This is a genomic window from Pantoea sp. X-Soil-TKNS-1279 (assembly GCF_059730565.1).
In genome coordinates this window covers 1,101,424-1,126,469 of the sequence record NZ_AP035948.1, presented here as the reverse complement: position 1 = coordinate 1,126,469, position 25,046 = coordinate 1,101,424, and the positions used below count along the sequence as shown (strand labels likewise).

21 protein-coding genes are annotated in these 25,046 nt (G+C 52.5%); 11 read left to right on the top strand and 10 right to left on the bottom strand.

Features of this window, described 5'->3' with window-relative positions:
• Window positions 1–165: 165 nt before the first annotated feature.
• The 6 genes from hupB to bolA form a co-directional block, all read right to left on the bottom strand.
• Window positions 166–438: a nucleoid-associated protein HU-beta gene (gene hupB, locus AC6I8N_RS05110; RefSeq protein WP_014606441.1), complete on the bottom strand. Its 273-nt coding sequence runs from the start codon at window positions 436–438 to the stop codon at window positions 166–168.
• A 213-nt stretch (window positions 439–651) separates the two neighbouring features.
• Window positions 652–3,006 carry an endopeptidase La gene (gene lon / locus AC6I8N_RS05105; protein ID WP_013508136.1) on the bottom strand — a complete coding sequence of 785 codons (2,355 nt, stop codon included), beginning with the start codon at window positions 3,004–3,006 and terminating at the stop codon, window positions 652–654.
• 190 nt (window positions 3,007–3,196) lie between these two features.
• On the bottom strand, window positions 3,197–4,468 hold the full coding sequence (gene clpX / locus AC6I8N_RS05100) for an ATP-dependent protease ATP-binding subunit ClpX (protein ID WP_021185840.1): 1,272 nt from the start codon (window positions 4,466–4,468) through the stop codon (window positions 3,197–3,199).
• Between the two features lie 128 nt (window positions 4,469–4,596).
• On the bottom strand, window positions 4,597–5,220 hold the full coding sequence (gene clpP, locus AC6I8N_RS05095) for an ATP-dependent Clp endopeptidase proteolytic subunit ClpP (protein ID WP_013508134.1): 624 nt from the start codon (window positions 5,218–5,220) through the stop codon (window positions 4,597–4,599).
• 338 nt (window positions 5,221–5,558) lie between these two features.
• On the bottom strand, window positions 5,559–6,863 hold the full coding sequence (gene tig / locus AC6I8N_RS05090; protein WP_021185841.1) for a trigger factor: 1,305 nt from the start codon (window positions 6,861–6,863) through the stop codon (window positions 5,559–5,561).
• Between the two features lie 304 nt (window positions 6,864–7,167).
• On the bottom strand, window positions 7,168–7,482 hold the full coding sequence (bolA, locus tag AC6I8N_RS05085; protein WP_013508132.1) for a transcriptional regulator BolA: 315 nt from the start codon (window positions 7,480–7,482) through the stop codon (window positions 7,168–7,170).
• Window positions 7,483–7,751: 269 nt separating this feature from the next.
• On the opposite strand from bolA, the gene AC6I8N_RS05080 reads away from it, so the two are divergent.
• From AC6I8N_RS05080 to AC6I8N_RS05045, 8 genes are all read left to right on the top strand, one after another.
• Window positions 7,752–8,330 carry a lipoprotein gene (locus tag AC6I8N_RS05080; RefSeq protein ID WP_021185842.1) on the top strand — a complete coding sequence of 193 codons (579 nt, stop codon included), beginning with the start codon at window positions 7,752–7,754 and terminating at the stop codon, window positions 8,328–8,330.
• 53 nt (window positions 8,331–8,383) lie between these two features.
• Window positions 8,384–9,877, top strand: a complete 1,494-nt coding sequence (ampG, locus tag AC6I8N_RS05075; protein ID WP_497830176.1) for a muropeptide MFS transporter AmpG — start codon at window positions 8,384–8,386, stop codon at window positions 9,875–9,877.
• A gap of 437 nt (window positions 9,878–10,314) precedes the next feature.
• A complete protein-coding gene (cyoA, locus tag AC6I8N_RS05070) occupies window positions 10,315–11,241 on the top strand; it encodes a cytochrome o ubiquinol oxidase subunit II (protein WP_497830175.1) in 927 nt (308 codons plus the stop codon).
• Window positions 11,242–11,245: 4 nt separating this feature from the next.
• Window positions 11,246–13,228, top strand: coding sequence for a cytochrome o ubiquinol oxidase subunit I (cyoB, locus tag AC6I8N_RS05065; RefSeq protein WP_021185845.1), 1,983 nt, complete (start codon window positions 11,246–11,248; stop codon window positions 13,226–13,228).
• The gene (locus tag AC6I8N_RS05060) at window positions 13,228–13,845 is read left to right on the top strand and encodes a cytochrome o ubiquinol oxidase subunit III (RefSeq protein ID WP_013508127.1); all 618 of its coding nucleotides are present in this window, start codon (window positions 13,228–13,230) and stop codon (window positions 13,843–13,845) included. The genes cyoB and AC6I8N_RS05060 overlap by 1 nt, the downstream gene beginning before the upstream one ends.
• Window positions 13,845–14,174: a cytochrome o ubiquinol oxidase subunit IV gene (locus AC6I8N_RS05055; protein WP_036627544.1), complete on the top strand. Its 330-nt coding sequence runs from the start codon at window positions 13,845–13,847 to the stop codon at window positions 14,172–14,174. Before AC6I8N_RS05060 ends, AC6I8N_RS05055 begins: the two co-directional genes overlap by 1 nt.
• A gap of 12 nt (window positions 14,175–14,186) precedes the next feature.
• Entirely contained in the window at window positions 14,187–15,074 is an 888-nt protein-coding gene (cyoE, locus tag AC6I8N_RS05050) for a heme o synthase (protein WP_036627589.1), read from the top strand.
• A 132-nt stretch (window positions 15,075–15,206) separates the two neighbouring features.
• On the top strand, window positions 15,207–16,571 hold the full coding sequence (locus AC6I8N_RS05045; RefSeq protein ID WP_021185848.1) for an MFS transporter: 1,365 nt from the start codon (window positions 15,207–15,209) through the stop codon (window positions 16,569–16,571).
• Window positions 16,572–16,603: 32 nt separating this feature from the next.
• Here the strand turns inward: AC6I8N_RS05045 and adhP are convergent, their stop codons facing one another.
• Window positions 16,604–17,644 carry an alcohol dehydrogenase AdhP gene (gene adhP / locus AC6I8N_RS05040; protein ID WP_480369078.1) on the bottom strand — a complete coding sequence of 347 codons (1,041 nt, stop codon included), beginning with the start codon at window positions 17,642–17,644 and terminating at the stop codon, window positions 16,604–16,606.
• A 29-nt stretch (window positions 17,645–17,673) separates the two neighbouring features.
• Window positions 17,674–19,194, bottom strand: coding sequence for an acetaldehyde dehydrogenase ExaC (exaC, locus tag AC6I8N_RS05035; RefSeq protein WP_497830174.1), 1,521 nt, complete (start codon window positions 19,192–19,194; stop codon window positions 17,674–17,676).
• A 291-nt stretch (window positions 19,195–19,485) separates the two neighbouring features.
• Here exaC and AC6I8N_RS05030 point away from each other — a divergent pair, with 291 nt between their 5' ends.
• Window positions 19,486–21,258: a sigma-54-dependent Fis family transcriptional regulator gene (locus AC6I8N_RS05030; RefSeq protein WP_497830173.1), complete on the top strand. Its 1,773-nt coding sequence runs from the start codon at window positions 19,486–19,488 to the stop codon at window positions 21,256–21,258.
• On the opposite strand, the gene AC6I8N_RS05025 is transcribed toward AC6I8N_RS05030, so the two are convergent.
• Entirely contained in the window at window positions 21,255–21,746 is a 492-nt protein-coding gene (locus AC6I8N_RS05025; RefSeq protein ID WP_021185853.1) for a YajQ family cyclic di-GMP-binding protein, read from the bottom strand. The genes AC6I8N_RS05030 and AC6I8N_RS05025 overlap by 4 nt on opposite strands.
• Window positions 21,747–21,872: 126 nt before the next feature.
• Here AC6I8N_RS05025 and panE point away from each other — a divergent pair, with 126 nt between their 5' ends.
• Complete coding sequence (panE, locus tag AC6I8N_RS05020; protein ID WP_497830172.1) at window positions 21,873–22,793, top strand: 2-dehydropantoate 2-reductase; 921 nt, start codon at window positions 21,873–21,875, stop codon at window positions 22,791–22,793.
• Window positions 22,747–23,355, top strand: coding sequence for a protein deglycase YajL (yajL, locus tag AC6I8N_RS05015; protein WP_208724955.1), 609 nt, complete (start codon window positions 22,747–22,749; stop codon window positions 23,353–23,355). The genes panE and yajL overlap by 47 nt, the downstream gene beginning before the upstream one ends.
• A 49-nt stretch (window positions 23,356–23,404) precedes the next feature.
• Here yajL and thiI read toward each other — a convergent pair whose 3' ends face one another.
• Window positions 23,405–24,853, bottom strand: coding sequence for a tRNA uracil 4-sulfurtransferase ThiI (gene thiI / locus AC6I8N_RS05010; protein ID WP_208724954.1), 1,449 nt, complete (start codon window positions 24,851–24,853; stop codon window positions 23,405–23,407).
• Window positions 24,854–25,046 lie beyond the last annotated feature (193 nt).

Here is a 25,046-nt window from a genome sequence, read left to right as displayed (position 1 = left end):
CTGGCAGCTGACAACCCTGCGGAGACAACAGCCAAAGGGGCCATTTGCTGCGCATCAGAATAAAAAAAGGCACATCAAAATTGATGTGCCCGTATGTTACATGAGAACGGCTTTTGCGTCCTCAATCCGCTGAAGAAAATGCTTCAACGGATGTGACAGCGGTCATTAATTGACAGCGTCTTTCAGTGCTTTGCCAGCACGGAAGCCCGGCACTTTACCAGCCGGAATGGTGATTTCTTTACCGGTTTGCGGGTTACGGCCTGTGCGAGCAGCACGCTCACGAACAGAGAATGTACCGAAACCAACCAATGCCACTTCATCACCGCCTTTCAGCGCGTCAGAAACGGAACCCATGAATGCATCTAATACACGTCCAGCTGCTGCCTTAGAAATATCCGCATCTGCAGCAATTTTGTCGATCAACTGTGACTTATTCACTCTATTCATCCCCTCTTTTATTATTCACATCGCATCCGCGCTTCCCGCCGGATACGAACGCGCAGCCAGTTATATCAAGCCTGTTGAGCCGAAACAACGGTATTCGTCTTAATCGTTGATCCAGCAGCCCCCTAACTTAGCGGCACAAAAAAAGGCTGGCAAGCACCATTTCGCCTGCCCGCCTCGCTTTTTAACGGTTTTTGCCGTTAATCACTATTTTGCCGTCGCAACCTGCATACCGTAAGGGGCATTTTCCAATGCCAGGTTCAGCACTTCTTCAATGCGTTTCACCGGATGAATGGTCAAATCGGCGATCACGTTCTGCGGAATTTCTTCCAGATCGCGTTTGTTCTCGTCCGGTATCAACACCGTTTTGATGCCACCACGATGCGCTGCCAGCAGTTTTTCTTTCAAACCACCGATTGGCAGCACCTGACCACGCAAAGTGATCTCACCGGTCATTGCCACATCAGAACGCACCGGATTACCCGTCAGGCAGGACACCAGCGCGGTACACATCGCGATACCCGCACTTGGACCATCTTTCGGTGTGGCACCTTCTGGCACATGCACATGGATATCACGTTTCTCATAGAAATCACCGTTGATACCCAATTTCTCTGCACGCGCACGCACGACAGTCAAGGCTGCCTGGATTGACTCCTGCATCACTTCACCCAGCGAACCGGTGTAAGTCAGTTTACCCTTGCCCGGAACACAGGCGGTTTCGATGGTCAGCAAATCACCGCCCACTTCCGTCCACGCCAGACCGGTTACCTGACCAACACGGTTTTCGCTATCCGCGCGACCATAATCAAAGCGCTGAACCCCAAGGAAATCTTTGAGGTTATCACCGTTGATGGTGATGTGTTTTTTCGCTTTGTCCATCAGCAGCGCTTTCACGGCTTTACGGCACAGTTTGGAGAGTTCACGTTCCAGACTACGCACGCCCGCTTCACGGGTGTAGTAGCGAATGATGCCCATAATGGCGCTGTCATCAACGCTGATTTCTTTCTCTTTCAGCGCGTTACGTTCAATCTGTTTCGGCAGCAGGTGCTGTTTGGCGATGTTCAGTTTTTCATCTTCGGTATAACCAGACAGACGAATCACTTCCATACGATCCAGCAGCGGTGCCGGGATGTTCATCGAGTTTGAGGTCGCCACAAACATCACGTCAGACAGATCGTAATCCACTTCCAGATAGTGATCGTTAAACGCAATGTTCTGCTCCGGATCCAGCACTTCAAGCAGTGCCGAAGCCGGATCACCACGCATGTCGGACGACATTTTGTCGATTTCATCCAGCAGGAACAGCGGGTTTTTCACCCCCACTTTCGCCATTTTCTGGATCAATTTGCCCGGCATTGAACCGATGTAAGTACGGCGATGTCCGCGAATCTCTGCTTCATCACGCACCCCACCCAACGCCATACGGACATATTTACGGCCAGTTGCTTTCGCAATCGACTGACCCAGCGAGGTTTTACCTACCCCCGGCGGTCCGACCAGGCACAGAATCGGTCCTTTGATTTTGCTGACACGACTCTGTACTGCAAGATATTCAAGGATGCGGTCTTTGACACGCTCCAGACCGTAATGGTCGGTATCCAGCGTTTCCTGCGCTTTACGCAGGTCTTTTTTCACCTTGCTGCGCGCGTTCCACGGTACCTGCACCATCCAGTCGATGTAGCCACGTACCACGGTCGCTTCTGCTGACATCGGCGACATCATTTTCAGCTTCTGCAATTCCGCTTCGGCTTTTTCACGCGCTTCGGTCGGCATTTTCGCCGCCTCAATTTTGCGTTTCAGCGCTTCATATTCGTCAGGCGCATCATCCATCTCGCCCAACTCTTTCTGAATCGCCTTCATTTGCTCATTGAGGTAATACTCGCGCTGGCTTTTTTCCATCTGCTTTTTCACGCGGTTGCGAATACGCTTCTCAACCTGTAGCAGATCGATTTCTGACTCCATCATCGCCATCAGATATTCCAGACGCTCATTGACGTCGGACATCTCCAGCACCGATTGTTTGTCGGCCAGTTTCAACGGCATATGTGCCGCAACGGTGTCAGCCAGACGGGCTGCATCGTCAATACTGTTAAGTGAGGTCAAAACCTCAGGAGGAATTTTTTTATTAAGCTTGATGTAGCCTTCAAACTGATTGATGGCCGTACGGACCAGCACTTCCTGCTCGCGCTCCTCGATTTCGGGCGAGATCAGATACTCAGCCTGGGCAACGAAGTGGTCGCCATTATCTGCCAGCGTGGTGATATGTGCGCGCTGCAAACCTTCAACCAGCACTTTAACCGTACCATCCGGCAGCTTCAGCATTTGCAATACCGAAGCGACGGTCCCTACAGAGAAGAGATCGTTAATACCAGGTTCATCCGTTGAAGCCTCTTTCTGTGCAACCAGCATGATCTTCTTATCATGATCCATAGCGGCTTCGAGGCACCGAATCGATTTTTCCCGACCCACAAACAACGGAATTACCATGTGCGGATAAACCACTACGTCGCGCAGAGGCAACACAGGGATTTCAATGCGTTCAGAACGCTCAGGATTCATAGAGCTCTCTCTTAGTTTAATGTCCGCCAGGTGATGGGAACCGCCTGATCACAATCAATATGCAGTTAAACCCACAGGATATTGAGTATATGGGGATGCTTATCCGACATTCAATGTCACAGGCGTGAGAAAAACAAAAGGGGAAAGATTTTCCCCTTTTATAAGATAACAACGTGGTTTAATTGTTTATTTATTCGCCAGAGGCTTGAGCTTCATGCTTTCCGTAGATCAACATTGGCTCGGACTGGCCATCAATCACTGACTCATCAATCACCACTTTTTCGACGTCTTCCATTGAAGGCAGGTCGTACATGGTTTCGAGTAAGGCAGCTTCAACAATTGAACGCAGACCACGCGCACCGGTTTTGCGTGACATTGCTTTTTTGGCAATCGCCGTTAACGCTTCGTCACGGAATTCCAGCTCAACGCCTTCCAGGTTAAACAATGCCTGATACTGTTTGGTCAGGGCGTTTTTCGGCTCACGCAGAATCTGGATCAGGGCTTCTTCACTCAGTTCATTCAGCGTTGCCACGACGGGCAGACGGCCAATAAACTCAGGAATCAGACCGAACTTGATCAAATCTTCCGGCTCTACCTGAGACAGCAGTTCGCCTTCGCTCGCTTTTTGCGATTTGCCTTTCACCGTTGCGCCAAAACCAATGCCTGAACCGGTTTCTGTGCGCTGAGAAATCACTTTGTCGAGACCGGCGAAAGCACCACCACAGATAAACAGGATTTTTGAGGTATCAACCTGCAAAAACTCCTGCTGCGGATGCTTACGACCACCCTGCGGCGGCACAGCTGCAACGGTACCTTCGATCAGTTTAAGTAACGCCTGCTGAACGCCCTCGCCCGATACGTCACGGGTGATAGACGGGTTGTCCGACTTACGTGAAATCTTGTCGATTTCATCAATGTAGACAATACCGCGCTGGGCTTTCTGCACATCGTAATCGCATTTTTGCAGCAGCTTCTGAATGATGTTTTCCACATCCTCGCCCACGTAACCCGCTTCGGTCAGCGTGGTGGCGTCGGCCATGGTGAATGGCACATCCAGTAAGCGTGCCAGCGTTTCCGCCAGCAGGGTTTTACCGCTACCGGTTGGACCGATCAGCAGAATGTTACTTTTACCCAGTTCAATGCCATTGCTGGTGTCACCATTGCGCAAGCGTTTGTAGTGGTTATATACCGCTACAGCCAGCACCTTTTTCGCCTTTTCCTGCCCGATAACATAATCATCGAGATGATGGCGGATTTCATGCGGCGTCGGTAGTGCACTGCGCTCGCGATGCGGGGCGACTTCTTTAATCTCTTCGCGAATGATGTCGTTACATAAATCGACACATTCGTCGCAGATATACACTGACGGCCCGGCAATCAGCTTACGCACTTCATGCTGGCTTTTGCCGCAAAAAGAGCAGTACAGCAACTTACCTGAACCGTCTTTGCGCTTATCTGTCATCAGCTAACCTCTTTTCATTCTCGGGCCATACGGGCGTACGGCAATGGCCGCACGTTACGGCCGATATTCATGCAACTCATCTGCCTGTTGTCCAGTTAACTATAGCCCAGGGACCCGGCAGATGTGTCTTATTGGCGATGCGTCAGAATAGAATCGACCAGGCCATACTCTACCGCTTCACTGGCAGAGAGGAAACGGTCACGCTCGGTGTCACGCTCAATCTGCTCCAGCGATTTACCGGTGTGTTCAGCCATCAATTCATTCATACGCTGCTTCACTTTCAGAATCTCACGCGCATGGATCTCAATGTCCGTTGCCTGCCCTTGATAGCCACCCAGCGGCTGGTGGATCATCACGCGTGAGTTAGGCAAGCAAAAGCGTTTGCCTTTGGTGCCTGCCGTCAGCAGGAACGCGCCCATTGAACAGGCCTGGCCCATACAAATGGTGCTAACGTCCGGCTTAATGAATTTCATTGTGTCATAAATTGACATACCGGCGGTAATCACCCCACCCGGCGAGTTAATGTAGAGGTAGATGTCCTTCTCAGGATTCTCCGCTTCCAGAAACAGCATCTGCGCCACGATCAGGTTAGCCATATGATCTTCAACCTGGCCGGTCAGAAAGATCACACGCTCTTTGAGCAGGCGGGAATAGATGTCGTAAGAACGCTCGCCACGCGAGGTTTGTTCGACCACCATTGGCACCAGCGCCATGTGCGGTGCAGTAAATTCACGATCGCCACTGTATGACATTACCGTCTCCTGGATAAATTTCGTTGGCAACATTCTGTACCGATTTTACGTGAGACGCGCGATGAAAACTATGCGCTGCCTCCTCACTCCGACACCAACAGGACGGTTAATCAGCCAGTTTCACTGTCTTCATGCATTCTCCCTGTATCTGGGGATGCTGCCCAGTTATTTCAAGCATAACAACCTTTTCCCTATTCGCTAACACGGAAAAAGAGCTTATCGGATAATTTGCCGGTTAATTAATCAAATAGAAGACAAATCCAGACTTTTCAGCGTGAGAAAATAAAAAAGCCCGCGACTTTTTGTCGCGGGCTTCGCACTTCGTGTTAACTAACGAATCAGGCCGAAGCGGTCTGGTTCATCAGTTCCTGGAAGTTGGTGGCTTTTTCGGTCACTTTCGCTTTTTCCAGCACCGCTTCAACCGCTTGCTCTTCCAGCGCGACGTTGCGCATGTTGTTCATCAGCTCGTTGTTCTTGCTGTAGAACTCGATCACTTCCTGCGGATCTTCGTAGGCAGAAGCCATCTCTTCGATCAGCGCTTTAACGCGGTTTTCATCAGCCTGCAGTTCGTTGGTGCGAATTACTTCGCCCAGCAGCAGACCAACAACAACGCGGCGTTTCGCCTGCTCTTCGAACAGCTCGCGCGGCAGTTCCAGCGCTTGCTTCTCGTTGCCACCGAAACGCTGAGCCGCCTGGCGACGCAGAACATCGATTTCGCTGTCAATCAGTGCAGCCGGTACGTCGATAGCGTTGGCATTAACCAAGCCGTCGATCGCCTGAGATTTCAGACGATTACGGATTGCACCTTTCAGCTCACGTTCCATGTTCTTACGCACTTCAGTACGCAGGCCCGCAACTGAACCATCTTCCACGCCAAAACGCTTGATGAATTCTTCGGTCAGTTCCGGCAGTTCGCGTACTTCAACTTTCTTCAGTACGATTTCGAACTTCGCGTCTTTACCTTTCAGGTTTTCCGCGTGGTAGTCGTCCGGGAATTTCACGTCGATGGTGAAGGTTTCACCCGCTTTGTGACCCACAACGCCATCTTCAAAACCTGGGATCATGCGGCCCTGGCCCATTGCCAGTACGAAGTCAGAGGCTTTACCGCCTTCAAACTCTTCGCCGTCAACAGAACCGGTGAAGTCGATGGTCGCGCGATCTTCAGCACCAGCCGCTGCATCGCTCTCTTTCCAGGTCGCCTGCTGCTTACGCAGGGTTTCCAGCATGGTATCGACGTCAGCGTCGGTCACTTCAACAACCGGCTTCTCAACTTCGATGGCGTCGAGACCTTTCAGCTCAACTTCCGGGTAGACTTCAAATTCTACTGTGTAGGTGAAGTCTTCACCCAGTTTGTACTCGCCTGGCACGTAGTTCGGTGCGCCAGCCGGGTTGATTTTCTCTTTAATGATGGCGTCAACAAAGTTGCGCTGCATCAGATCGCCCAGCACGTCCTGGCGAACAGAAGCACCGTAGCGCTGCGCTACGATCTGCATCGGCACTTTGCCTTTACGGAAACCATCGATACGGACTTTCTTCGCCACATCCACCAGTTCTTTCTTCACTGCGCTTTCGATGCTGTCAGCTGCAACAGTAATCGTAATGCGACGGCCCAGACCCTGAGTGGTTTCTACTGAAACTGTCATCTTGCTACCTCAAAAAATCGCGTGCTCGGTCAACTTCAGACACCACACATATGAAATGCGCCGTATCCAACTAGCGGGAGGGCATCTGCTGACAGAACCTGTTCCCTGTTGTCAGAAGCTCCCGAAGACATTCCGGAAAAATAGACGCCGCATTATAGCGGCATCATACAGGCTAGTCGAGGCTGCAAAGTCACCACTTTTGAACGACTTTGCTGCTTTTTTGCGCCGCAGATCGCGTTTAAGCGTAAATAAGGAAGTGAAAACGGCCCGCAGGCCGTTTTTTAGGCAGGTGAAGTGAGAAGAATCAGGCGAGCGTACCCGCACCACGGCAATTGGGGGAAGCCAGTACCGTATCCTGTAAACCATCCCACTCTTTTTGTGTGTAAGTATGCAGTGCCAGCGCATGCACTCCTCCGGCAAACTCTGCCGTCAGCTCGCTATAGATGGAGCGATGGCGAGCCAGGAAACGCTGGCCGGTAAAGCGGTCACTGACGATCACCACTTTGAAGTGACTTTCAGAACCAGCAGGCACGTTATGACGGTAGCTCTCATCATGCACTTCGAGGTGTGCAGGTTCGAACGCCTTACGCAGCTTTTCTTCTATTTCTTCGCGAATCATTGGTAACACTCCTCTACGGCGAGCGCTGTGCCTCATCTGTTTAAATATTAGTAGGTTTTTCGCCATTTCCGCAGGGAAGCAGGAAAAAATAATACCGGGTGTGCATCTTAAACATACTGTCACCCAGGTCAACGCCGGTTTATCTCCATCCATCTGAAAAAACCCTTTACAATCAATTTCCACTGGCATAGGGCTTTTTTCACACTCACGCAATGCTATGATGGCCGCAGTTTTGCAAACCAACCCATATACCGCTAATGAGAATGAGTATGTTGAAAAAACTGTTATTTCCTCTGCTGGCTGCCTTAATTTTGGCCGGCTGTGCCAGCAATAATACAACGCTGAATATTCAACCTAAAATTCAGCTGCCGCAGCAGGACCCAAGCCTGATGGGCGTGACTGTCAGTATCAATGGTGCCGATCAGCGTAGCGACCAGGCGCTGGCTAAAGTCAACCGCGATGGTCAGTTGGTCACCCTGACGCCGTCGCGTGATATGCGTTTCCTGTTACAGGAAGTGCTGGAGAAACAGATGACCGCACGAGGCTATATGGTTGGCCCGAACGGTGCGGTTGATCTGCAAATCGTAGTCAATGGCCTGTATGCCGATGTTACCCAGGGTAACGTGCGTTACAGCATCACCACTAAAGCGGATATTTCTATTATTGCTACCGCAAAAAATGGTAACAAGCAGGTCAAAAACTACCGCCAGACCTATAGTGTAGAAGGCGCCTTCACTGCAACGAATGACAAAATTACTAACGCGGTTAACTCTACGTTAAGTGACGTAATCTCTGATATGGCGCAAGATACGAGCGTCCACAATTTCATTAAACAGAACGCCCGCTAATTCCGTCGCTCTTCGCCCGGTCATTGCTGGCCGGGTTTCACTTCAGGTTCGTTATGACTTCTCACTATCTGCGCATTTTTACCCAACGTAATGCTGCCGTTTTGCTGTTACTGGGCTTCGCCTCCGGACTTCCGCTGGCGTTAACCGCTGGCACGTTGCAGGCGTGGATGACCGTTGAGAACATCGACCTGAAAACCATTGGTTTCTTCTCCCTTGTTGGCCAGGCCTACGTCTTTAAGTTCCTGTGGTCACCCATGATGGACCGATATACGCCGCCGTTCCTCGGTCGGCGTCGCGGCTGGTTGCTGGTCACGCAGTTGTTGTTGATCGGCGGCATCGTGGCAATGGGCTTTATGCAGCCCGCCCGGGATTTAACGCTGCTGGCCGCAGTAGCAGTGCTGGTTGCGTTCTGTTCTGCCTCGCAAGATATTGTGTTTGATGCCTGGAAAACCGACATCTTACCGCCCGAAGAACGCGGCAGCGGTGCAGCCATTACCGTTTTAGGCTACCGCCTCGCGATGCTGATCTCCGGCGGTCTTGCGTTGTGGCTGGCCGATCGTTATCTCGGCTGGCAGGCCACTTACTGGTTGATGGCCATACTGATGTTGCCAGGTCTGATCGCGACCTTGCTGGCTAAAGAACCTGAAGTTCCGGCGAATGAGCCTCGTAATTTGCGCCAGGCCGTCTCGTTGCCGCTGAAAGATTTCTTCCAGCGCAATAATGCCTGGCTACTGATTACGCTTATCATCCTTTATAAGCTGGGCGATGCTTTTGCCGCCTCACTCACCACGACCTTTCTGATCCGTGGCGTTGGCTTTAATCCGGGCGATGTTGGCCTGGTCAATAAAACGCTTGGTCTGCTGGCAACCATCATTGGTGCTTTGTATGGCGGTGTGCTGATGCAACGCCTGAGTCTGTTCCGGGCGCTGATGATCTTTGGCCTGTTGCAGGCGGTATCGAATTTTGCGTACTGGCTACTGGCGGTAACACCGCCTCATTTATGGAGCATGGCAGGGGCGGTATTTATTGAGAACCTGTGCGGCGGCATGGGGACAGCCGCCTTTGTCGCGCTGCTGATGACACTGTGCAACAAATCATTCTCTGCGACACAGTTTGCCCTGCTTTCCGCACTTTCCGCTGTGGGTCGAGTGTATGTCGGGCCAGCCGCAGGCTGGTTAGTGGAACTCTGGGGATGGCCAACATTCTATGCCTTTACCGTCGTTGCAGGTTTGCCTGGTCTGCTGCTGCTGTGGGTGTGCCGTAACACGCTGAATGCAATCCAGCAAAGCGGCGAATTTCTCCCCCGTAGCCAGTGGCAACAAGGGTATCGCTGGACGGTGCGTTTGTTTAGTCTTGGCTGCGCCATGCTGGCGGTCTGGCTGCTGGCGCTGGCGCTGAGCGCCGCAGGATTCTGGCAACCCGGTAATTTACTGGCTCACCTGTTTGAAGTGGGAATGGGCCTGGCGTTGATCGCAGTGGCATTCGGGGTGACTCTTGATTGCCTCGCATTGCGAAAACACCCTCAGGTAAAAACCTATCAGGTTTAGCCGCTATATTCTTGTCGTCGAATTAATTGACTAAAAAATATCAGCGACTAAATTTTATCGGATAGCATTTTTTTACAACGTAAAAAAGAAACATTAAATTAACAATTGGCGTGAATATTAAAAACCGGTGAGCAATTATTTTGTAGATTTATTATCGCAAAAATGATGCAAAATTGTTAAATAAATGGGTATTAAAAGTACGGTTTATGCTTTCCCTGATTTTACTGCGGTTTCTATCATTTGATTTTGTTATAATAATGCCAACTGCTTGTCTGCGTTAATAATTTGTCACCCTGCGCAACATCTGTGACACCCTTAGCAAAAGGTGTCAACAGCCTTCTGACACATCCTTAAGCTGGTTTACACTGCATAAACCTTCCCGTAAAATGCGCGCACACTTAAACGACAATAGAGCCCTTTGTCATTGAGGTCGTTAAATGAGACTCAGGAAATACAATAAAAGTTTGGGGATTTTGTCATTAATTGCAGGCGCTGTATTACTCAGTGGCTGCGATAGTGCGTTGTTAAATCCCAAAGGACAGATTGCACTGGAGCAACGTTCGTTGATTCTGACAGCTTTTGGCTTGATGTTGATCGTCGTAATCCCGGCAGTCTTTATGGCGGTGTTTTTTGCCTGGAAATATCGGGCAACCAATACCAATGCGAAGTATAGCCCCAACTGGTCACACTCTAACAAAGTGGAAGCCGTGGTCTGGACCATTCCGATCCTGATCATTCTCTTCCTCGGCGTTCTGACCTGGAAATCAACCCACGCGCTGGAGCCGAGCAAACCGCTGGCCTCTGACGTCAAACCGGTTGAGATCGACGTTGTCGCGCTGGACTGGAAATGGCTGTTTATTTACCCGGAACAGGGTATTGCAACCGTTAACCAGATTGCCTTCCCGGCAAATACTCCGGTCAGCTTCAAGATCACCTCCAACTCCGTCATGAACTCCTTCTTTATTCCTACGCTGGGTAGTCAGATCTACGCGATGGCGGGCATGCAGACCAAACTGCACCTGATCGCCAACGAGCCGGGAATTTTCGACGGTATGTCTGCGAACTTCAGTGGTCGCGGTTTCTCTGGCATGAAGTTCAAAGCCATTGCCACCAAAGACGACGCGGAATTCCAGCAGTGGGTAGCCAAAGTTAAAGCGGCTCCAAACACGCTGACCACCATGGATGATTTCGAGAAACTGGCTGCGCCAAGCGAAAATCACCCGGTGGAATATTTCTCTACGGCCAACCCTGAACTGTTCAAACAAGTTATTGATAAGTTCATGATGAGCCACGGGAAGATGGACATGCCAGAGCACAAAGGCATGGACATGAGTCACGCCGCTTCCGCGGGAGCCGAGGAATAATACGATGTTCGGAAAATTAACACTGGATGCAGTGCCGTACCATGAGCCGATTATCATGGTCACGGTTGCCGGTATCATCATAGGTGGTCTGGCTATCATTGCCGCCATCACCTACTTTGGTAAATGGCAATATCTCTGGTCTGAATGGCTGACGTCAATCGACCACAAAAAACTGGGTATCATGTACATCATCATGGCATTCGTCATGCTGCTGCGTGGCTTTGCTGATGCAGTCATGATGCGTACCCAACAGGTGATGGCTTCCGCCGGGGAAGCAGGCATACTACCACCGCACCACTACGACCAGATCTTCACCGCCCACGGCGTGATTATGATCTTCTTCGTGGCGATGCCTTTCGTGGTAGGTCTGATGAACGTTGCGGTTCCGCTGCAAATTGGTGCACGCGACGTTGCCTTCCCGTTCCTGAACAACCTGAGCTTCTGGTTCACTGCGATCGGTGTGATCCTGGTTAACCTGTCTCTGGGTGTGGGCGAGTTCGCGCAGACTGGCTGGCTGGCCTATCCGCCGCTTTCGGGTGCGGAGTACAGTCCTGGCGTCGGGGTCGATTACTGGATCTGGAGTCTCCAGCTATCCGGTATCGGGACCACGTTAACCGGTATCAACTTCTTCGTGACCATTCTGAAGATGCGTGCACCGGGCATGGACCTGTTCAAAATGCCGGTATTCACCTGGGCTGCTCTGTGTACTAACGTCCTGATCATCGCTGCGTTCCCGGTACTGACCGTAACGCTGGCACTGTTGACCCTCGACCGTTACCTCGACTTCCATTTCTTCACTAACGAAATGGGCGGTAACATGATGATGTACGTCAACCTGATTTGGGTCTGGGGTCACCCGGAAGTATACATCCTTGTCCTGCCGGTGTTTGGTGTCTTCGCTGAAGTCACTGCCACCTTCTCGAAAAAGCGTCTGTTTGGTTACACCTCTCTGGTGTGGGCGACCATCGCCATTACCGTACTGTCGTTCATCGTTTGGCTGCACCACTTCTTCACCATGGGTGCCGGTGCCAACGTTAACGCCTTCTTCGGTATCATGACGATGATCATCGCGATTCCGACCGGCGTGAAAATCTTCAACTGGCTGTTCACCATGTATCAGGGGCGTATCGAGTTCCACTCAGCAATGCTGTGGACCATCGGCTTCCTGGTAACCTTCTCCATTGGTGGTATGACGGGTGTTCTGCTGGCGGTACCGGGTGCGGACTTCGTTCTGCATAACAGCCTGTTCCTGATCGCGCACTTCCACAACGTAATCATCGGTGGTGTGGTGTTCGGTTGTATGGCTGGTGTGACTTACTGGTTCCCGAAAGCCTTCGGCTTTACCCTGAACGAAACCTGGGGCAAACGTGCCTTCTGGTTCTGGATCATCGGCTTCTTCGTAGCGTTTATGCCGCTGTATGCGCTGGGCTTCATGGGTATGACCCGTCGTGTTAGCCAGGACATCGACCCGCAGTTCCACTCACTGCTAGTGGTTGCGGCTTGCGGTGCTGCGCTGATTGCCTGTGGCATCCTGTGTCAGCTGATCATGTTCTACGTTTCTGTGCGTGACCGCGACCAGAACCGTGATCTGACCGGTGACCCGTGGGGTGGTCGTACGCTGGAGTGGGCAACCTCTTCACCGCCGCCGTTCTACAACTTTGCTGTAATCCCGCACGTTCACGAGCGCGATGCTTTCTGGGAAATGAAAGAGAAAGGCGAAGCGTATCAGCAGCCGGCTAAATATGAAGAAATTCATATGCCGAAAAACAGTGGTGCTGCCATTGTTATCGCTGCCTTCGGTACGATTTTCGGCTTCGCGGCTATCTGGCACATCTGGTGGCTGGTGGTTGTTTCCTTCCTGGGCATGATCATCTCCTGGATTGTGAAGAGCTTCGATGAAGACGTGGATTACTACGTACCGGTTGCGGAAATCGAGCAGATCGAGAAGAAGCACTTTGACGAAATCAGCAAAGCAGGTCTGAAATAATGTCAACTCAAACTGTGACGACACACCACCACGACGCCCATGCGGAGCATGGGCATCACGATGCAGGAGCCAATAAGATCTTTGGCTTCTGGATCTACCTGATGAGTGACTGCATTATCTTCGCAACGCTGTTTGCGACCTATGCAGTTATGGTCAACAACACTGCCGGTGGCCCGGCAGGTAAAGACATCTTCGAACTGCCGTTTGTACTGGTAGAAACCGCGCTGCTGCTGCTCAGCTCCATTACCTATGGTATGGCAGTGATCGCGATGAACAACCAGAACAAGGGCGCGGTCATCAGCTGGTTAGCGTTGACCTTCCTGTTCGGTGCCGGATTTATCGGGATGGAAATCTATGAATTCCATCACCTGATCATGGAAGGCTTCGGTCCAAACCGTAGCGGCTTCCTGTCCGGATTCTTTACGCTGGTTGGTACACACGGTCTGCATGTGACCTCTGGTCTGATCTGGATGGCAGTGCTGATGTTCCAGATCTCCAAGCGTGGTCTGAGCGCCACTAACCGCACCCGTATCATGTGCCTGAGCCTGTTCTGGCACTTCCTGGATGTGGTGTGGATCTGCGTATTTACCATTGTTTACCTGATGGGGGCCATGTAATGAGTCATTCAGCAACCGAACATGGTGCATCACACGGTAGCGTGAAGTCCTACATGATCGGCTTCATCCTGTCGATCATCCTGACGGCGATCCCGTTCTGGATGGTGATGGATGGCGGCGCCTCTAAAGGCACCATTCTGGCTGTCGTTCTGGTGTGTGCGGTGGTTCAGGTGCTGGTGCACCTGGTCTACTTCCTTCACCTTGATAGCAAATCTGAGGGTGGCTGGAACATGGTGGCCATTGTCTTTGCGGCCGTCATTATTTTGATTGTCGTAGTAGGCTCACTGTGGATTATGTGGAACCTCAACTACAACATGATGGTCCACTAAGAGTCGCCCATGATGATTAAGCAATACCTGCAAGTAACAAAACCAGGAATTATTTTCGGCAATTTAATTTCTGTGATCGGTGGATTCCTGCTGGCTTCGAAAGGCAGCATTGATTACACCTTGTTCGTCATCTCACTGGTGGGTGTATCGCTGGTTGTCGCATCAGGTTGTGTTTTCAACAACGTGATTGACCGCGATATCGATATCAAGATGGAGAGAACGCGGAATCGAGTGCTGGTTAAAGGCCTTATCTCGGCGAAAGTGAGCCTGGTTTATGCAACCGCATTAGGTATTGCTGGCTTTGCGTTGCTTTATTTCGGTGCTAACCCGCTGGCCATGTGGCTGGCGGTGCTGGGCTTCGTAGTCTACGTCGGCATTTACAGCCTCTATATGAAGCGTAATTCGGTCTACGGTACGCTGATTGGTAGCCTCTCTGGCGCAATGCCGCCAGTGATTGGTTACTGCGCGGTGACTAACGAGTTTGATGCTGGCGCGCTGATTTTGCTGGCGATCTTTAGCCTGTGGCAGATGCCGCACTCCTATGCGATTGCCATCTTCCGCTTTAAAGATTACCAGGCAGCGAACATCCCGGTTCTGCCGGTGGTGAAAGGTATCTCCGTGGCGAAAAACCATATTACGCTGTATATCCTGGCGTTTATGATTGCCACGCTGATGCTGTCGCTGGGCGGCTACGCTGGCTACAAATATCTGGTCGTTGCTGCGGCAGTGAGTGTCTGGTGGCTCGGGATGGCGCTTTCAGGTTACAAAACCTCAAACGATAAAGTTTGGGCGCGTAAACTGTTTGTCTTCTCCATTGTTGCTGTCACTGCTTTGAGCGTAATGATGTCGGTGGATTTTATGACCCCAGCGTCAAAAGATCTGCTGACTTACGTCTGGTAATTTAGCTCCGCAAATCCATGAAAGGGCGCGATTTTCGCGCCCTTTCTTTTTGTTACCATCGCTTAAAAACAATTGTTTTACCCGCCCTGCCCTGCTCCCTAGAATAAGTGCAGCAAATTAACAGAGGTTGCAATGAAAGATAATAAAATGACTCCGGTAGAGCTGCGTGCTACATGGGGTTTGGGTACGGTTTTTTCCCTGCGTATGCTGGGAATGTTTATGGTGCTGCCGGTGCTCACCACCTATGGCATGGCGCTACAGGGTGCCAGTGAAACATTAATTGGCCTGGCGATAGGTATCTATGGCCTGGCACAGGCGATCTTTCAGATTCCCTTTGGTTTACTCTCGGACCGTATCGGTCGTAAACCGCTGATTGTCGGTGGCCTGCTGCTGTTTGTTTTAGGTAGCGTAATTGCGGCTACCACCACCTCTATCTGGGGTGTCATTCTTGGTCGTGCCTTACAAGGCTCCGGCGCTATCGCCGCCGCAGTGATGGCCTTATTGTCCGATTTAACCCGTGAGCAGAACCGTACCAAAGCAATGGCTTTTATCGGCATCAGCTTCGGGGTCACTTTCGCTATTGCGATGGTTCTCGGTCCAATTGTCACCCATGCACTCGGCCTGCATGCATTGTTCTGGATGATTGCGATTCTGGCAAGCTGTGGCATTGTGATTACGCTGCTGGTGGTGCCCAATGCCCCAAACCATGTGCTGAACCGTGAGTCCGGCATGGTGAAAGGCAGCATCCGCGCGGTACTGACCAATTCACGCCTGGTGAAACTGAATATTGGTATCCTGTGTCTGCACATCCTGCTGATGTCGAGCTTCGTGGCGCTCCCCGGCCAGTTTGAACAAGCTGGATTCCCGGCCTCCGAGCACTGGAAAGTGTATCTGGTGACCATGCTGGTTTCCTTTGTCAGCGTCATCCCGTTCATTATTTATGCCGAAGTCAAACGCCGCATGAAACGGGTGTTTGTCAGTTGTGTCGGATTGATTGTGGTGGCGGAAATCGTACTGTGGGGAGCAGGCAGCCACTTCTGGACGCTGGTGATTGGCGTGCAGCTGTTCTTCCTGGCCTTCAACCTGATGGAAGCGATTCTGCCATCCTTGATCAGTAAAGAATCTCCGCCGGGTTATAAAGGCACGGCGATGGGCATCTACTCCACCAGCCAATTCCTCGGCGTCGCCATTGGCGGCAGCATGGGCGGTTGGGTATTTGGTCATTTTGATGCACAAACGGTGTTTTTGGTGGGTGCGGTAGTCGCGGCGATTTGGCTGTTTATCAGCATGTCGATGCAGGAACCCCCTTATGTCAGCAGCCTGCGTATTGTCCTGAGCGATGCGGTGCTGGCAGTTCCCAATCTGGAGAAACGTCTGAAAGCCCAGCCCGGTGTTGCGTCGGTGTTTATCGTGCCGGAAGAGAAAAGCGCCTACATCAAGATAGACAGTAAAGTGACGAGCCGCGTTGAACTGGAAGCGCTGCTCGCCAGCAGTTAAAACCAAGCCCGGCCATTGCGCCGGGCTTTTGTTTACAGCGACATATCAACAACAATACGGCCTTCAATTTTACCGGCATGCATGCGGGCAAAGATATCGTTGATGTTGACCAACGGCTCCACCGCTACATTGGCTTTCACTTTGTGACGACCAGCGAAGTCGAGCGCCTCCTGCAAATCCTTACGGGTGCCGACAATTGAACCGCGCACCGTAATACCGTCCAACACCATGTCAAAAATCGACAGGTCAAATTTGCCCGGCGGCAGGCCATTCAGCACCATCGTACCGCCACGACGCATGGTTCCCAACGCTTGCTCAAAGGCTTTCGGTGAAACCGCTGTCACCAGCACACCGTGCGCGCCGCCGAAGCTTTCGTGGAAGAATTTCGCCGGATCGACATTTTTCGCGTTAGCCACCACGCTGGCACCCAGACGTTTAGCAAACTCCAGCTTCTCGTCATCAATATCGACAGCAGCCACGTTCAGCCCCATCGCAACCGCGTACTGCACCGCCATATGTCCCAAACCACCGATACCAGAGATCACCACCCAATCACCCGGCTTGGTATCGGTCATTTTCAGCCCTTTGTACACCGTCACCCCGGCACACAGGATAGGGGCGATTTCATTGAACTCGATGTTATCCGGTAGCACGCCGACGTAATTAGCATCGGCAAGGCAATATTCCGCAAAGCTGCCATTGACCGAATAACCCGCATTCTGCTGTGACAGACAGAGTGTTTCCCAGCTATCGAGACAATACTCACAGTGACCACAGGCCGAGTAGAGCCAAGGCACACCAACGCGATCGCCCAACTTGAGATGTTTCACTCCCTCACCCAGTGCCACGATCTGCCCCACCCCCTCATGACCAGGAATAAACGGCGGGGTCGGCTTGATTGGCCAGTCACCTTCCGCAGCATGCAGGTCGGTATGACAAACCCCGGTCGCAGCGATTTTCACCAGAATCTGGCCCGGTCCTACCGACGGAACCGGAACGTCCTCAATCACTAATGGCTCACCGAATGATTTCACAACTGCCGCTTTCATTGTGGTTTTGATCTTCATAGTCATCAATTCACTCTCCAAAAGGATTTTTGGGCTTAAAACAGGCCCAGTGGTGCGATGTCGTAACTAACCAGCAGGTTTTTGGTTTGTTGATAGGCGTTCAGCGCCATCTTATGGGTTTCGCGTCCCACGCCAGATTGCTTGTAACCGCCGAAGGCCGCATGCGCCGGATAGATGTGATAACAGTTGGTCCACACGCGACCCGCTTTAATACTACGCCCCATGCGATACGCCAGATTAGTGTTTCGTGTCCAGACACCGGCACCAAGGCCAAACTGCGTCTGGTTGGCGATATCCAGTGCTTCGGCTTCATCTTTAAAGGTGGTAACACCAATCACCGGTCCAAAAATCTCTTCCTGGAAGCAGCGCATCTGGTTGTCACCTTTGATCAGCGTCGGCTGGATGTAGAAGCCGTTGTCGAATGCTGGCGCAATGCTGGCGCGTTCACCTCCGGTCAGGATCTGGCCGCCTTCCTGTCGTGCAATGTCGATATAAGAGAGGATTTTATCGAACTGCTGACGGGAAGCCTGGGCACCGATCATAGTTTCGGTATCCAGTGGATCGCCGCGACGGATAGTGGCGATCTTCGCCATCACCCGCTCCATAAATGGGGCATAGATCGATTCATGGATCAGCGCGCGTGACGGGCAGGTACAGACTTCGCCCTGATTGAAGAAGCCCAGCACCAGCCCTTCCACCGCTTTTTCAATAAACTCCGGCTCACCGTCCATCACATCGGCAAAATAGATGTTGGGGGATTTACCGCCCAGCTCGACGGTACAGGGAATAATATTCTCCGCCGCACAGGCCATAATGTGACGACCTACGGGGGTCGAACCGGTGAAGGCAATTTTGGCGATACGTTTACTGGTCGCCAGCGCTTCCCCCGCCTCACGGCCAAAGCCCTGAACCACATTGAGCACACCAGCCGGGAACAGATCACCGATCAACTCCAGCAGCAGGGTAATGCCCAGCGGCGTCTGCTCAGCGGGTTTCAACACCACACAGTTACCCGCAGCCAGCGCCGGAGCCAATTTCCAGGCCGCCATCAATAACGGGAAGTTCCACGGGATAATCTGCCCCACCACGCCCAACGGCTCGTGGAAGTGGTAGGCGACGGTGTTTTCATCGATCTCTGCCGTACTGCCTTCCTGCGCGCGCAGGCAGCCCGCGAAGTAACGGAAGTGGTCAACCGCCAATGGCAGATCCGCATTCAGCGTTTCACGGATCGGCTTACCGTTGTCCCAGCTCTCGGCTACGGCCAACATTTCCAGATTGGCTTCGATACGATCCGCCACCTGTAACAGCAGATTGGCACGGTGTTGCACACTGGTTTTTCCCCAGGCGTCAGCGGCCTGATGAGCAGCATCCAGTGCTAAGTCGATATCACGCGCGTCCGATCGAGGGAACTGCGCAATGTCGCTGCCATCAACTGGCGAGGTGTTAGTAAAGTACTGGCCGCTGAGCGGCTCTGTGAATTTGCCCGCAATGTAGTTGCCGTAAGTCGCTTTGAAAGAAACCAAAGCGCCGGGCGTGCCGGGATGTGCATAACGCATCGCAAACTCCTTAATGTAGGGTCAGATGTTCTGGAGCTGGCAGCGGCAACCTGAGGGTCGCCAGGTTGAACAGCCCGCTGCCAACATGACTATTGCAGCGCGCGTGCCAGTTTTTTTCAGCTTGCGATGGATTAAAAAATAGTGATACTCAACATAGAGTTACATAAAAAATAACCTTAATAACTTAATGGAATGGTGCGGTAAAAATCACCATCTGTGTTGCATATCGCAACACCACAAAAACCAAATAGCTACAATGTCGCAACACTTTGCCAGGGCATGAGGTTACCAATGCAGGGAAATTCATCCGCCGCGATCAACGCAACTCCGCTTCTTAGCGATTCCTGGTTTCGTAGCCAGCTATATGGACTTGATCGCACCGCTGATGACTTTCCCCGGGTACGTCAGGGTGAACTGGCGGATTTGCTCGCCAGCAACAGCGGATTGCAGCAGTTTGCCCAGCCGGTGATCAACCAGCTGGCGCAAAAGATGGCGGAGAAGCAATCGGTGGTGATCCTCTCGGATGCCAGCGGCATGGTGCTACATACCTTTGGCGATATGCAGTCGATGGAGAAAGCGCAGCGCTACGCATTGGCCCCCGGCAATTTATGGAGCGAGTGTGGCCGTGGCACCAACGCCATTGGCACCGCGCTGGCAATTGACGATGGCTGCGAGATAGACGGACAGCAACATTTTCTCACGCGTAATCAGGGGTTGTACTGCGCAGCCATGCCGCTCCAGATGCCCAACGGTCAGATTGCCGGGGTGCTGGATATCTCGGGTCCGGCGCATTTCCCGCATCCACAAACCTTCAGTTGGGTGAAAGCCGCAGCCAAACAAATTGAGTATCTGTGGGTTAAGCAGAGCCTGCACCCGCAGCAGTGGCTGATGAGCCTGCATGCGCAACCACAGGGTATCGATACCAGCGACGAGTTGCTGCTGGTGTTCTCCGATAATGTGCTGATGGCAGCGAATCGCCTCGCAATGCGCGAACTGGCTCTCAGCGCGGAGCAACTCGGTTCCCTGACGTTCCAGCAACTGTTCCCCCACCAGGAGCAGGCCGCCAACACCATCCCGGTGCCGTTAAATTACTGCGCGCAAACTTTTTATTTCCGCCTGCGCGCACCCCACCGTACCCACTTCGCCACACCCGCCGCCAGCCATACGGAGCTGCCCTTCTCGTTACGACGTGATGGCGAGAAAATGGTACGTCTGCTGAACGCCGGCGTTTCATTGTGTATTCATGGTGAAACCGGCAGCGGAAAAGAGTTTGTCAGCCGTGCGTTGCATCAACAAAGCCGCTGGCGGGAAGGCAAATTTGTCGCCATCAATTGCGCCGCCATCCCGGAATCACTGATTGAATCTGAGTTATTTGGCTATCAGCCTGGTGCCTTTACCGGTGCGGGTAAAAACGGCTATATCGGTAAAATCCGTGAAGCCGACGGTGGCGTGTTGTTCCTGGATGAAATTGGCGATATGCCGCTGGCGTTGCAAACCCGCCTGCTGCGCGTGTTGCAGGAAAAAGAAGTGTCGCCGCTGGGTTCCAGCCGCAGTTGGTCAGTCAACTTTGCGGTAATTTGCGCCACGCATCGCGATCTGGCGCAACGCGTGGCTGATGGCGAGTTCCGCGAGGATTTACTTTATCGCTTACAGGAATTTTCCATGACTATCCCCCCGCTGCGCGAGTGGCCAGATTTAGCGGGCTTTATTCAGCGTTTGTGGCTGGAGTTGGGAGGTGGCGATCGCGATATTCAGTTGTCGCCCTCGTTGCTGACCTCGTTGGCTCAGCTCTCGTGGCCAGGCAATGTGCGTCAGTTGCGCAGCCTGTTGCGCGTATTGCTGGCGCTGGCGGATGAAGGGGAAGAAGTAAGCGAAGTGCATTTGCCCGCCGAATACCGTCGTGCCGCCGCTCCGGTGGTGGTCGAGAATTTGCAAAGTCATGATGAACGGCTGATTGCCGAAACGCTGCAACGCTTTAATGGCAATATCAGTAAAACTGCGCAGGCATTGGGTATCGCGCGCAGCACGCTGTATCGCCGTGCCGCACGCGACAAAGGCGATTAATCGCGGAAGTTTTTGAACTGGAATGGCTGACCGAGATTGCCGCCACGCACCAGCGCCATCGCGCCTTGCAAATCGTCACGCGATTTACCGGTGACGCGCAGTTCATCACCCTGAATCTGCGTCTGAACTTTCAGCTTGCTGTCTTTGATCAGCTTCACCAGTTTCTTCGCCACGTCGCTTTCGATGCCTTTTTTCAGTTTGGCTTCGACGCTCCAGCTTTTACCGCTGTGCTCGATCTCTTCCGGGACTTCAATTGCTGCCCCTTCAATTCCGCGCTTCAGCAGCTTTTCTCTTAAAATATCCACCAGCTGCTTGACCTGAAAATCAGACTCCGTGGTGATTTTGATGGTCTCATTCTTTTCGTTCAGCTCAATGCTGGCGCTCACGTTACGGAAATCAAAACGGGTAGACAGTTCACGGCTCGCATTTTCCACCGCATTACGGACTTCCTGTAGTTCGACTTCGGAAACGATATCGAAAGATGGCATCTTGTCTTCTCCTGACACTAAAGTGACATGCATAATACGCGTCTTGTCGCGCTAATAAAACACGATACACCGAAAGCTATACTGATAGTGTGTAGTGAAAACGATAACCCGTCAGCGGGAGGCACAATGAAAATTACCGTGTTGGGTTGCGGCGCCCTGGGTCAGGTTTGGCTCGCCGCCCTCGCACGCCAGGGACATGATGTTCAGGGCTGGCTGCGCGTACCGCAGCCCTATTGTTCGGTCAATGTGATCGATCCTGAAGGCAACGTCAGCAACCACACTTTTATTGCCAACGATCCGCTGTTTCTGGCGGAGAGCCAATTGTTGTTGGTGACGCTAAAAGCCCCACAGGTTTCTCCCGCCGTGAAGAACCTGCAAAGCGTATTACCGGCACATGCGCCGATTCTGTTGTTACACAATGGGATGGGCACCCTGGAAGAGCTGAAAGATGTCCAGCAGCCTCTGCTGCGCGGGATTACGACGCACGCGGCGATGCGTGATGGCACGGTGATTAAACATGTGGCGCAGGGCATCACCCATATTGGCCCGGCCAGTCGCGAGAGTGAAGCGATGAGTGATATCGCGGATATCCTGCATCAAGCCTTGCCCGATGTTGCCTGGCATAACAATATCGCCTCTGCCTGCTGGCGTAAGCTGGCGGTCAACTGTGTGATCAACCCGATGACCGTCGAGCATGATTGCCAGAACGGTGCGCTGCGTGCCTGGCCTGAGCAAATCGCCAAACTGTGCGAGGAGATTACCTGGGTGATGGAGCGCGAAGGCCAACACATTGCCGTCGATAATCTGCGTGACATCATCTATGACGTCATCGACACCACGGCAGCCAACGTCTCATCGATGTTGCAGGATGTTCGGGCGCAGCGCCAGACCGAAATTGATTACATCACCGGTTACCTGCTGCGCCGCGCACGCGCGCAGGGCATTGCATTGCCGGAGAACACCCGTTTGTATGATTTGATTAAACGCAAGGAGTCCCAATATGAGCACGAACGCATCGGTTCTGGTTTGCCTGGCACATGGCAGTGAAGAGACCGAAGCGGTCACCACCATCGATTTGTTGGTGCGTGGCGGTTTGCAGGTCACTACCGCCAGTGTCGAAAGCGATGGCAGCCGGGAGATCGTCTGCTCGCGTGGCGTGCGCCTGCTGGCTGATGCGCCGCTGGTTGAGGTGGCAGATAACGATTATGCCGCCATTGTGTTGCCCGGCGGTCTGAAAGGCGCACAAACCTTCCGCGACAGTCCTTTGCTGGTGGAAACCGTGCGCCAGTTTCATCTTTCTGGTCGCATTGTCGCGGCGATTTGCGCCGCACCCGGTACGGTCCTGGTGCCGCACGATCTGTTCCCGGTCGGGAACATGACCGGTTTTCCCGGCCTGAAAGAAACCATCCCGGAAGCGAAATGGATGGAACGCCGTGTCGTGTGGGATCCCCGCGTCAATCTGCTGACCAGCCAGGGGCCGGGCACTTCGATGGATTTTGCGCTGAAACTGATTGATCTGCTGGTGAACAAAGAGAAAGCACGCGAAGTGGCATCGCAACTGGTGCTGGCGGCAGGAATCTATAACTACCAGGAATTCGAAGAACGCTGAAAAACGTAGCGGCGCGATAAATCGCGCCGCTACGGAGGTGTATCGACCGTTACGGGCGATACACCTTCACATTGGTAAAACCCTGCTCATGCAGGTACAGCGCCTGCAAACGGCTCATCACGCCACGGTCGCAATACAACAACCAGGTTTTACTCTGGTCGAGATCGCCAAATTGGGTGCTGAGTTTGTAGAACGGCAGCGATTTAACCTCAACCCCTTCCAGCGCCAGTGGCGTGTCATCCTGCTCATCAATCGAGCGAATATCCAGTACCACATCATTGGCAGTGAACGACGCAACCGTCTCAACTTCCACGACTTCTTCTTCAGTTTTCTCGGCGATTTCACGGATATCAACGTTGCTGGCTTCCTGTACCACGCGATCCAGAATAGCAAAATCGAAATTCGTCTCTTCCGCTTCGATCTTCGCCTTCACCGCTTTCACCGTCGGGCTTTTCGAGATCACGCCGCAATATTCCGGCATAGTGCGGGCAAAATCTTCCGTACCAATCTCACGCGCCAGCTTGATGATGTGCTCTTTGTCATGGGAAATCAGCGGACGCAGAATCAGCGTGTCGGAGGCGTTATCGATTAAACGCAGGTTGGTCAGCGTCTGGCTGGAAACCTGGCCCAGCGCTTCACCGGTCACCAACGCCTGTACGCCGTAACGCTCCGCGACCATCGACGCCGCGCGCACCATCATACGCTTCAGCACCACACCCATCTGGCCGTCATCCACTTTTTCGAGGATCTCGCCCACCACCGGTTCAAAATTGATGGCGACGAAACGCACACGATGCGAACGACCAAAACGATTCCACAAATAATGCGCTACCTGGCGTACGCCGATTTCATGCGCGGCACCGCCAAGATTGAAGAAACAGTAATGCACGCGGCAGCCACGGCGCATCAACATATAACTGGAGACACCGGAGTCAAAACCGCCGGAAATCAGTGACAGCACATCTTCCTGGGTACCAATCGGGAAGCCGCCCAGTCCTTCATAACGTCCGGTGATCAGCAGCAGGCGATCGTTTTCAATCTCCAGGTTGACCGTCTCATCCGGATTATTCAGTTGCACGCGAGCGCTTTCGATATGCTGGTTCAGACCGCCGCCTACGTAGCGTTCCACGTCCTGCGAGCTAAACTCATGCTTGCCGCGACGCTTCACGCGCACGCAAAAGCTTTTACCTTCGAGACGTTCACGATACAGCGCCAGCGTCTGTTCGAAGATGTTATGCATATCGGTGTATTCATGATCTTCCACCGCCAGTACGTGATGGATACCCGGAATACGCGTCAGTTCGGCAATCACCGCTGCGCGCAACGTTTCCTTCTTCGCCCGAACCACAATGTGGTCCCAGTGACGCACAACCGCGATCTCATCATCCAGAGTGCGCAGAATGTTACGAATGTTTCCGGTCAGAATCTTGATAAAGCGCAGTCGCACCGACTGACTCTTGATGGTGATTTCGGGGAAGAGCTTGATAATAAACTTCATGGCGACACAGCTTCGTTGGGCAAATAAGTGCTAAAAGCATCGGCACTTAGCTGGTAAAATCATATAATTGCGGGCTAAGCAGGAGCGTCCGCATCCGAGGCGCGAGAGTATATCACCTTTGTCTGGTGACTTCTTCTGCAACCGCAGTCACATTCATTATTTTGCTAATTAATCCTCGTCAGATACCATGACC

What these genes read in the sequence shown, in the direction of transcription:
- lon (WP_013508136.1), bottom strand. Translation starts at nt 3,006, where the DNA reads ATGAATCCTGAGCGTTCTGAACGCATTGAAATCCCTGTGTTGCCTCTG.
- clpX (WP_021185840.1), bottom strand. Translation starts at nt 4,468, where the DNA reads ATGACAGATAAGCGCAAAGACGGTTCAGGTAAGTTGCTGTACTGCTCT.
- clpP (WP_013508134.1), bottom strand. Translation starts at nt 5,220, where the DNA reads ATGTCATACAGTGGCGATCGTGAATTTACTGCACCGCACATGGCGCTG.
- tig (WP_021185841.1), bottom strand. Translation starts at nt 6,863, where the DNA reads ATGACAGTTTCAGTAGAAACCACTCAGGGTCTGGGCCGTCGCATTACG.
- bolA (WP_013508132.1), bottom strand. Translation starts at nt 7,482, where the DNA reads ATGATTCGCGAAGAAATAGAAGAAAAGCTGCGTAAGGCGTTCGAACCT.
- AC6I8N_RS05080 (WP_021185842.1), top strand. Translation starts at nt 7,752, where the DNA reads ATGTTGAAAAAACTGTTATTTCCTCTGCTGGCTGCCTTAATTTTGGCC.
- ampG (WP_497830176.1), top strand. Translation starts at nt 8,384, where the DNA reads ATGACTTCTCACTATCTGCGCATTTTTACCCAACGTAATGCTGCCGTT.
- cyoA (WP_497830175.1), top strand. Translation starts at nt 10,315, where the DNA reads ATGAGACTCAGGAAATACAATAAAAGTTTGGGGATTTTGTCATTAATT.
- cyoB (WP_021185845.1), top strand. Translation starts at nt 11,246, where the DNA reads ATGTTCGGAAAATTAACACTGGATGCAGTGCCGTACCATGAGCCGATT.
- AC6I8N_RS05060 (WP_013508127.1), top strand. Translation starts at nt 13,228, where the DNA reads ATGTCAACTCAAACTGTGACGACACACCACCACGACGCCCATGCGGAG.
- AC6I8N_RS05055 (WP_036627544.1), top strand. Translation starts at nt 13,845, where the DNA reads ATGAGTCATTCAGCAACCGAACATGGTGCATCACACGGTAGCGTGAAG.
- cyoE (WP_036627589.1), top strand. Translation starts at nt 14,187, where the DNA reads ATGATTAAGCAATACCTGCAAGTAACAAAACCAGGAATTATTTTCGGC.
- AC6I8N_RS05045 (WP_021185848.1), top strand. Translation starts at nt 15,207, where the DNA reads ATGAAAGATAATAAAATGACTCCGGTAGAGCTGCGTGCTACATGGGGT.
- adhP (WP_480369078.1), bottom strand. Translation starts at nt 17,644, where the DNA reads ATGACTATGAAGATCAAAACCACAATGAAAGCGGCAGTTGTGAAATCA.
- exaC (WP_497830174.1), bottom strand. Translation starts at nt 19,194, where the DNA reads ATGCGTTATGCACATCCCGGCACGCCCGGCGCTTTGGTTTCTTTCAAA.
- AC6I8N_RS05030 (WP_497830173.1), top strand. Translation starts at nt 19,486, where the DNA reads ATGCAGGGAAATTCATCCGCCGCGATCAACGCAACTCCGCTTCTTAGC.
- AC6I8N_RS05025 (WP_021185853.1), bottom strand. Translation starts at nt 21,746, where the DNA reads ATGCCATCTTTCGATATCGTTTCCGAAGTCGAACTACAGGAAGTCCGT.
- panE (WP_497830172.1), top strand. Translation starts at nt 21,873, where the DNA reads ATGAAAATTACCGTGTTGGGTTGCGGCGCCCTGGGTCAGGTTTGGCTC.
- yajL (WP_208724955.1), top strand. Translation starts at nt 22,747, where the DNA reads ATGAGCACGAACGCATCGGTTCTGGTTTGCCTGGCACATGGCAGTGAA.
- thiI (WP_208724954.1), bottom strand. Translation starts at nt 24,853, where the DNA reads ATGAAGTTTATTATCAAGCTCTTCCCCGAAATCACCATCAAGAGTCAG.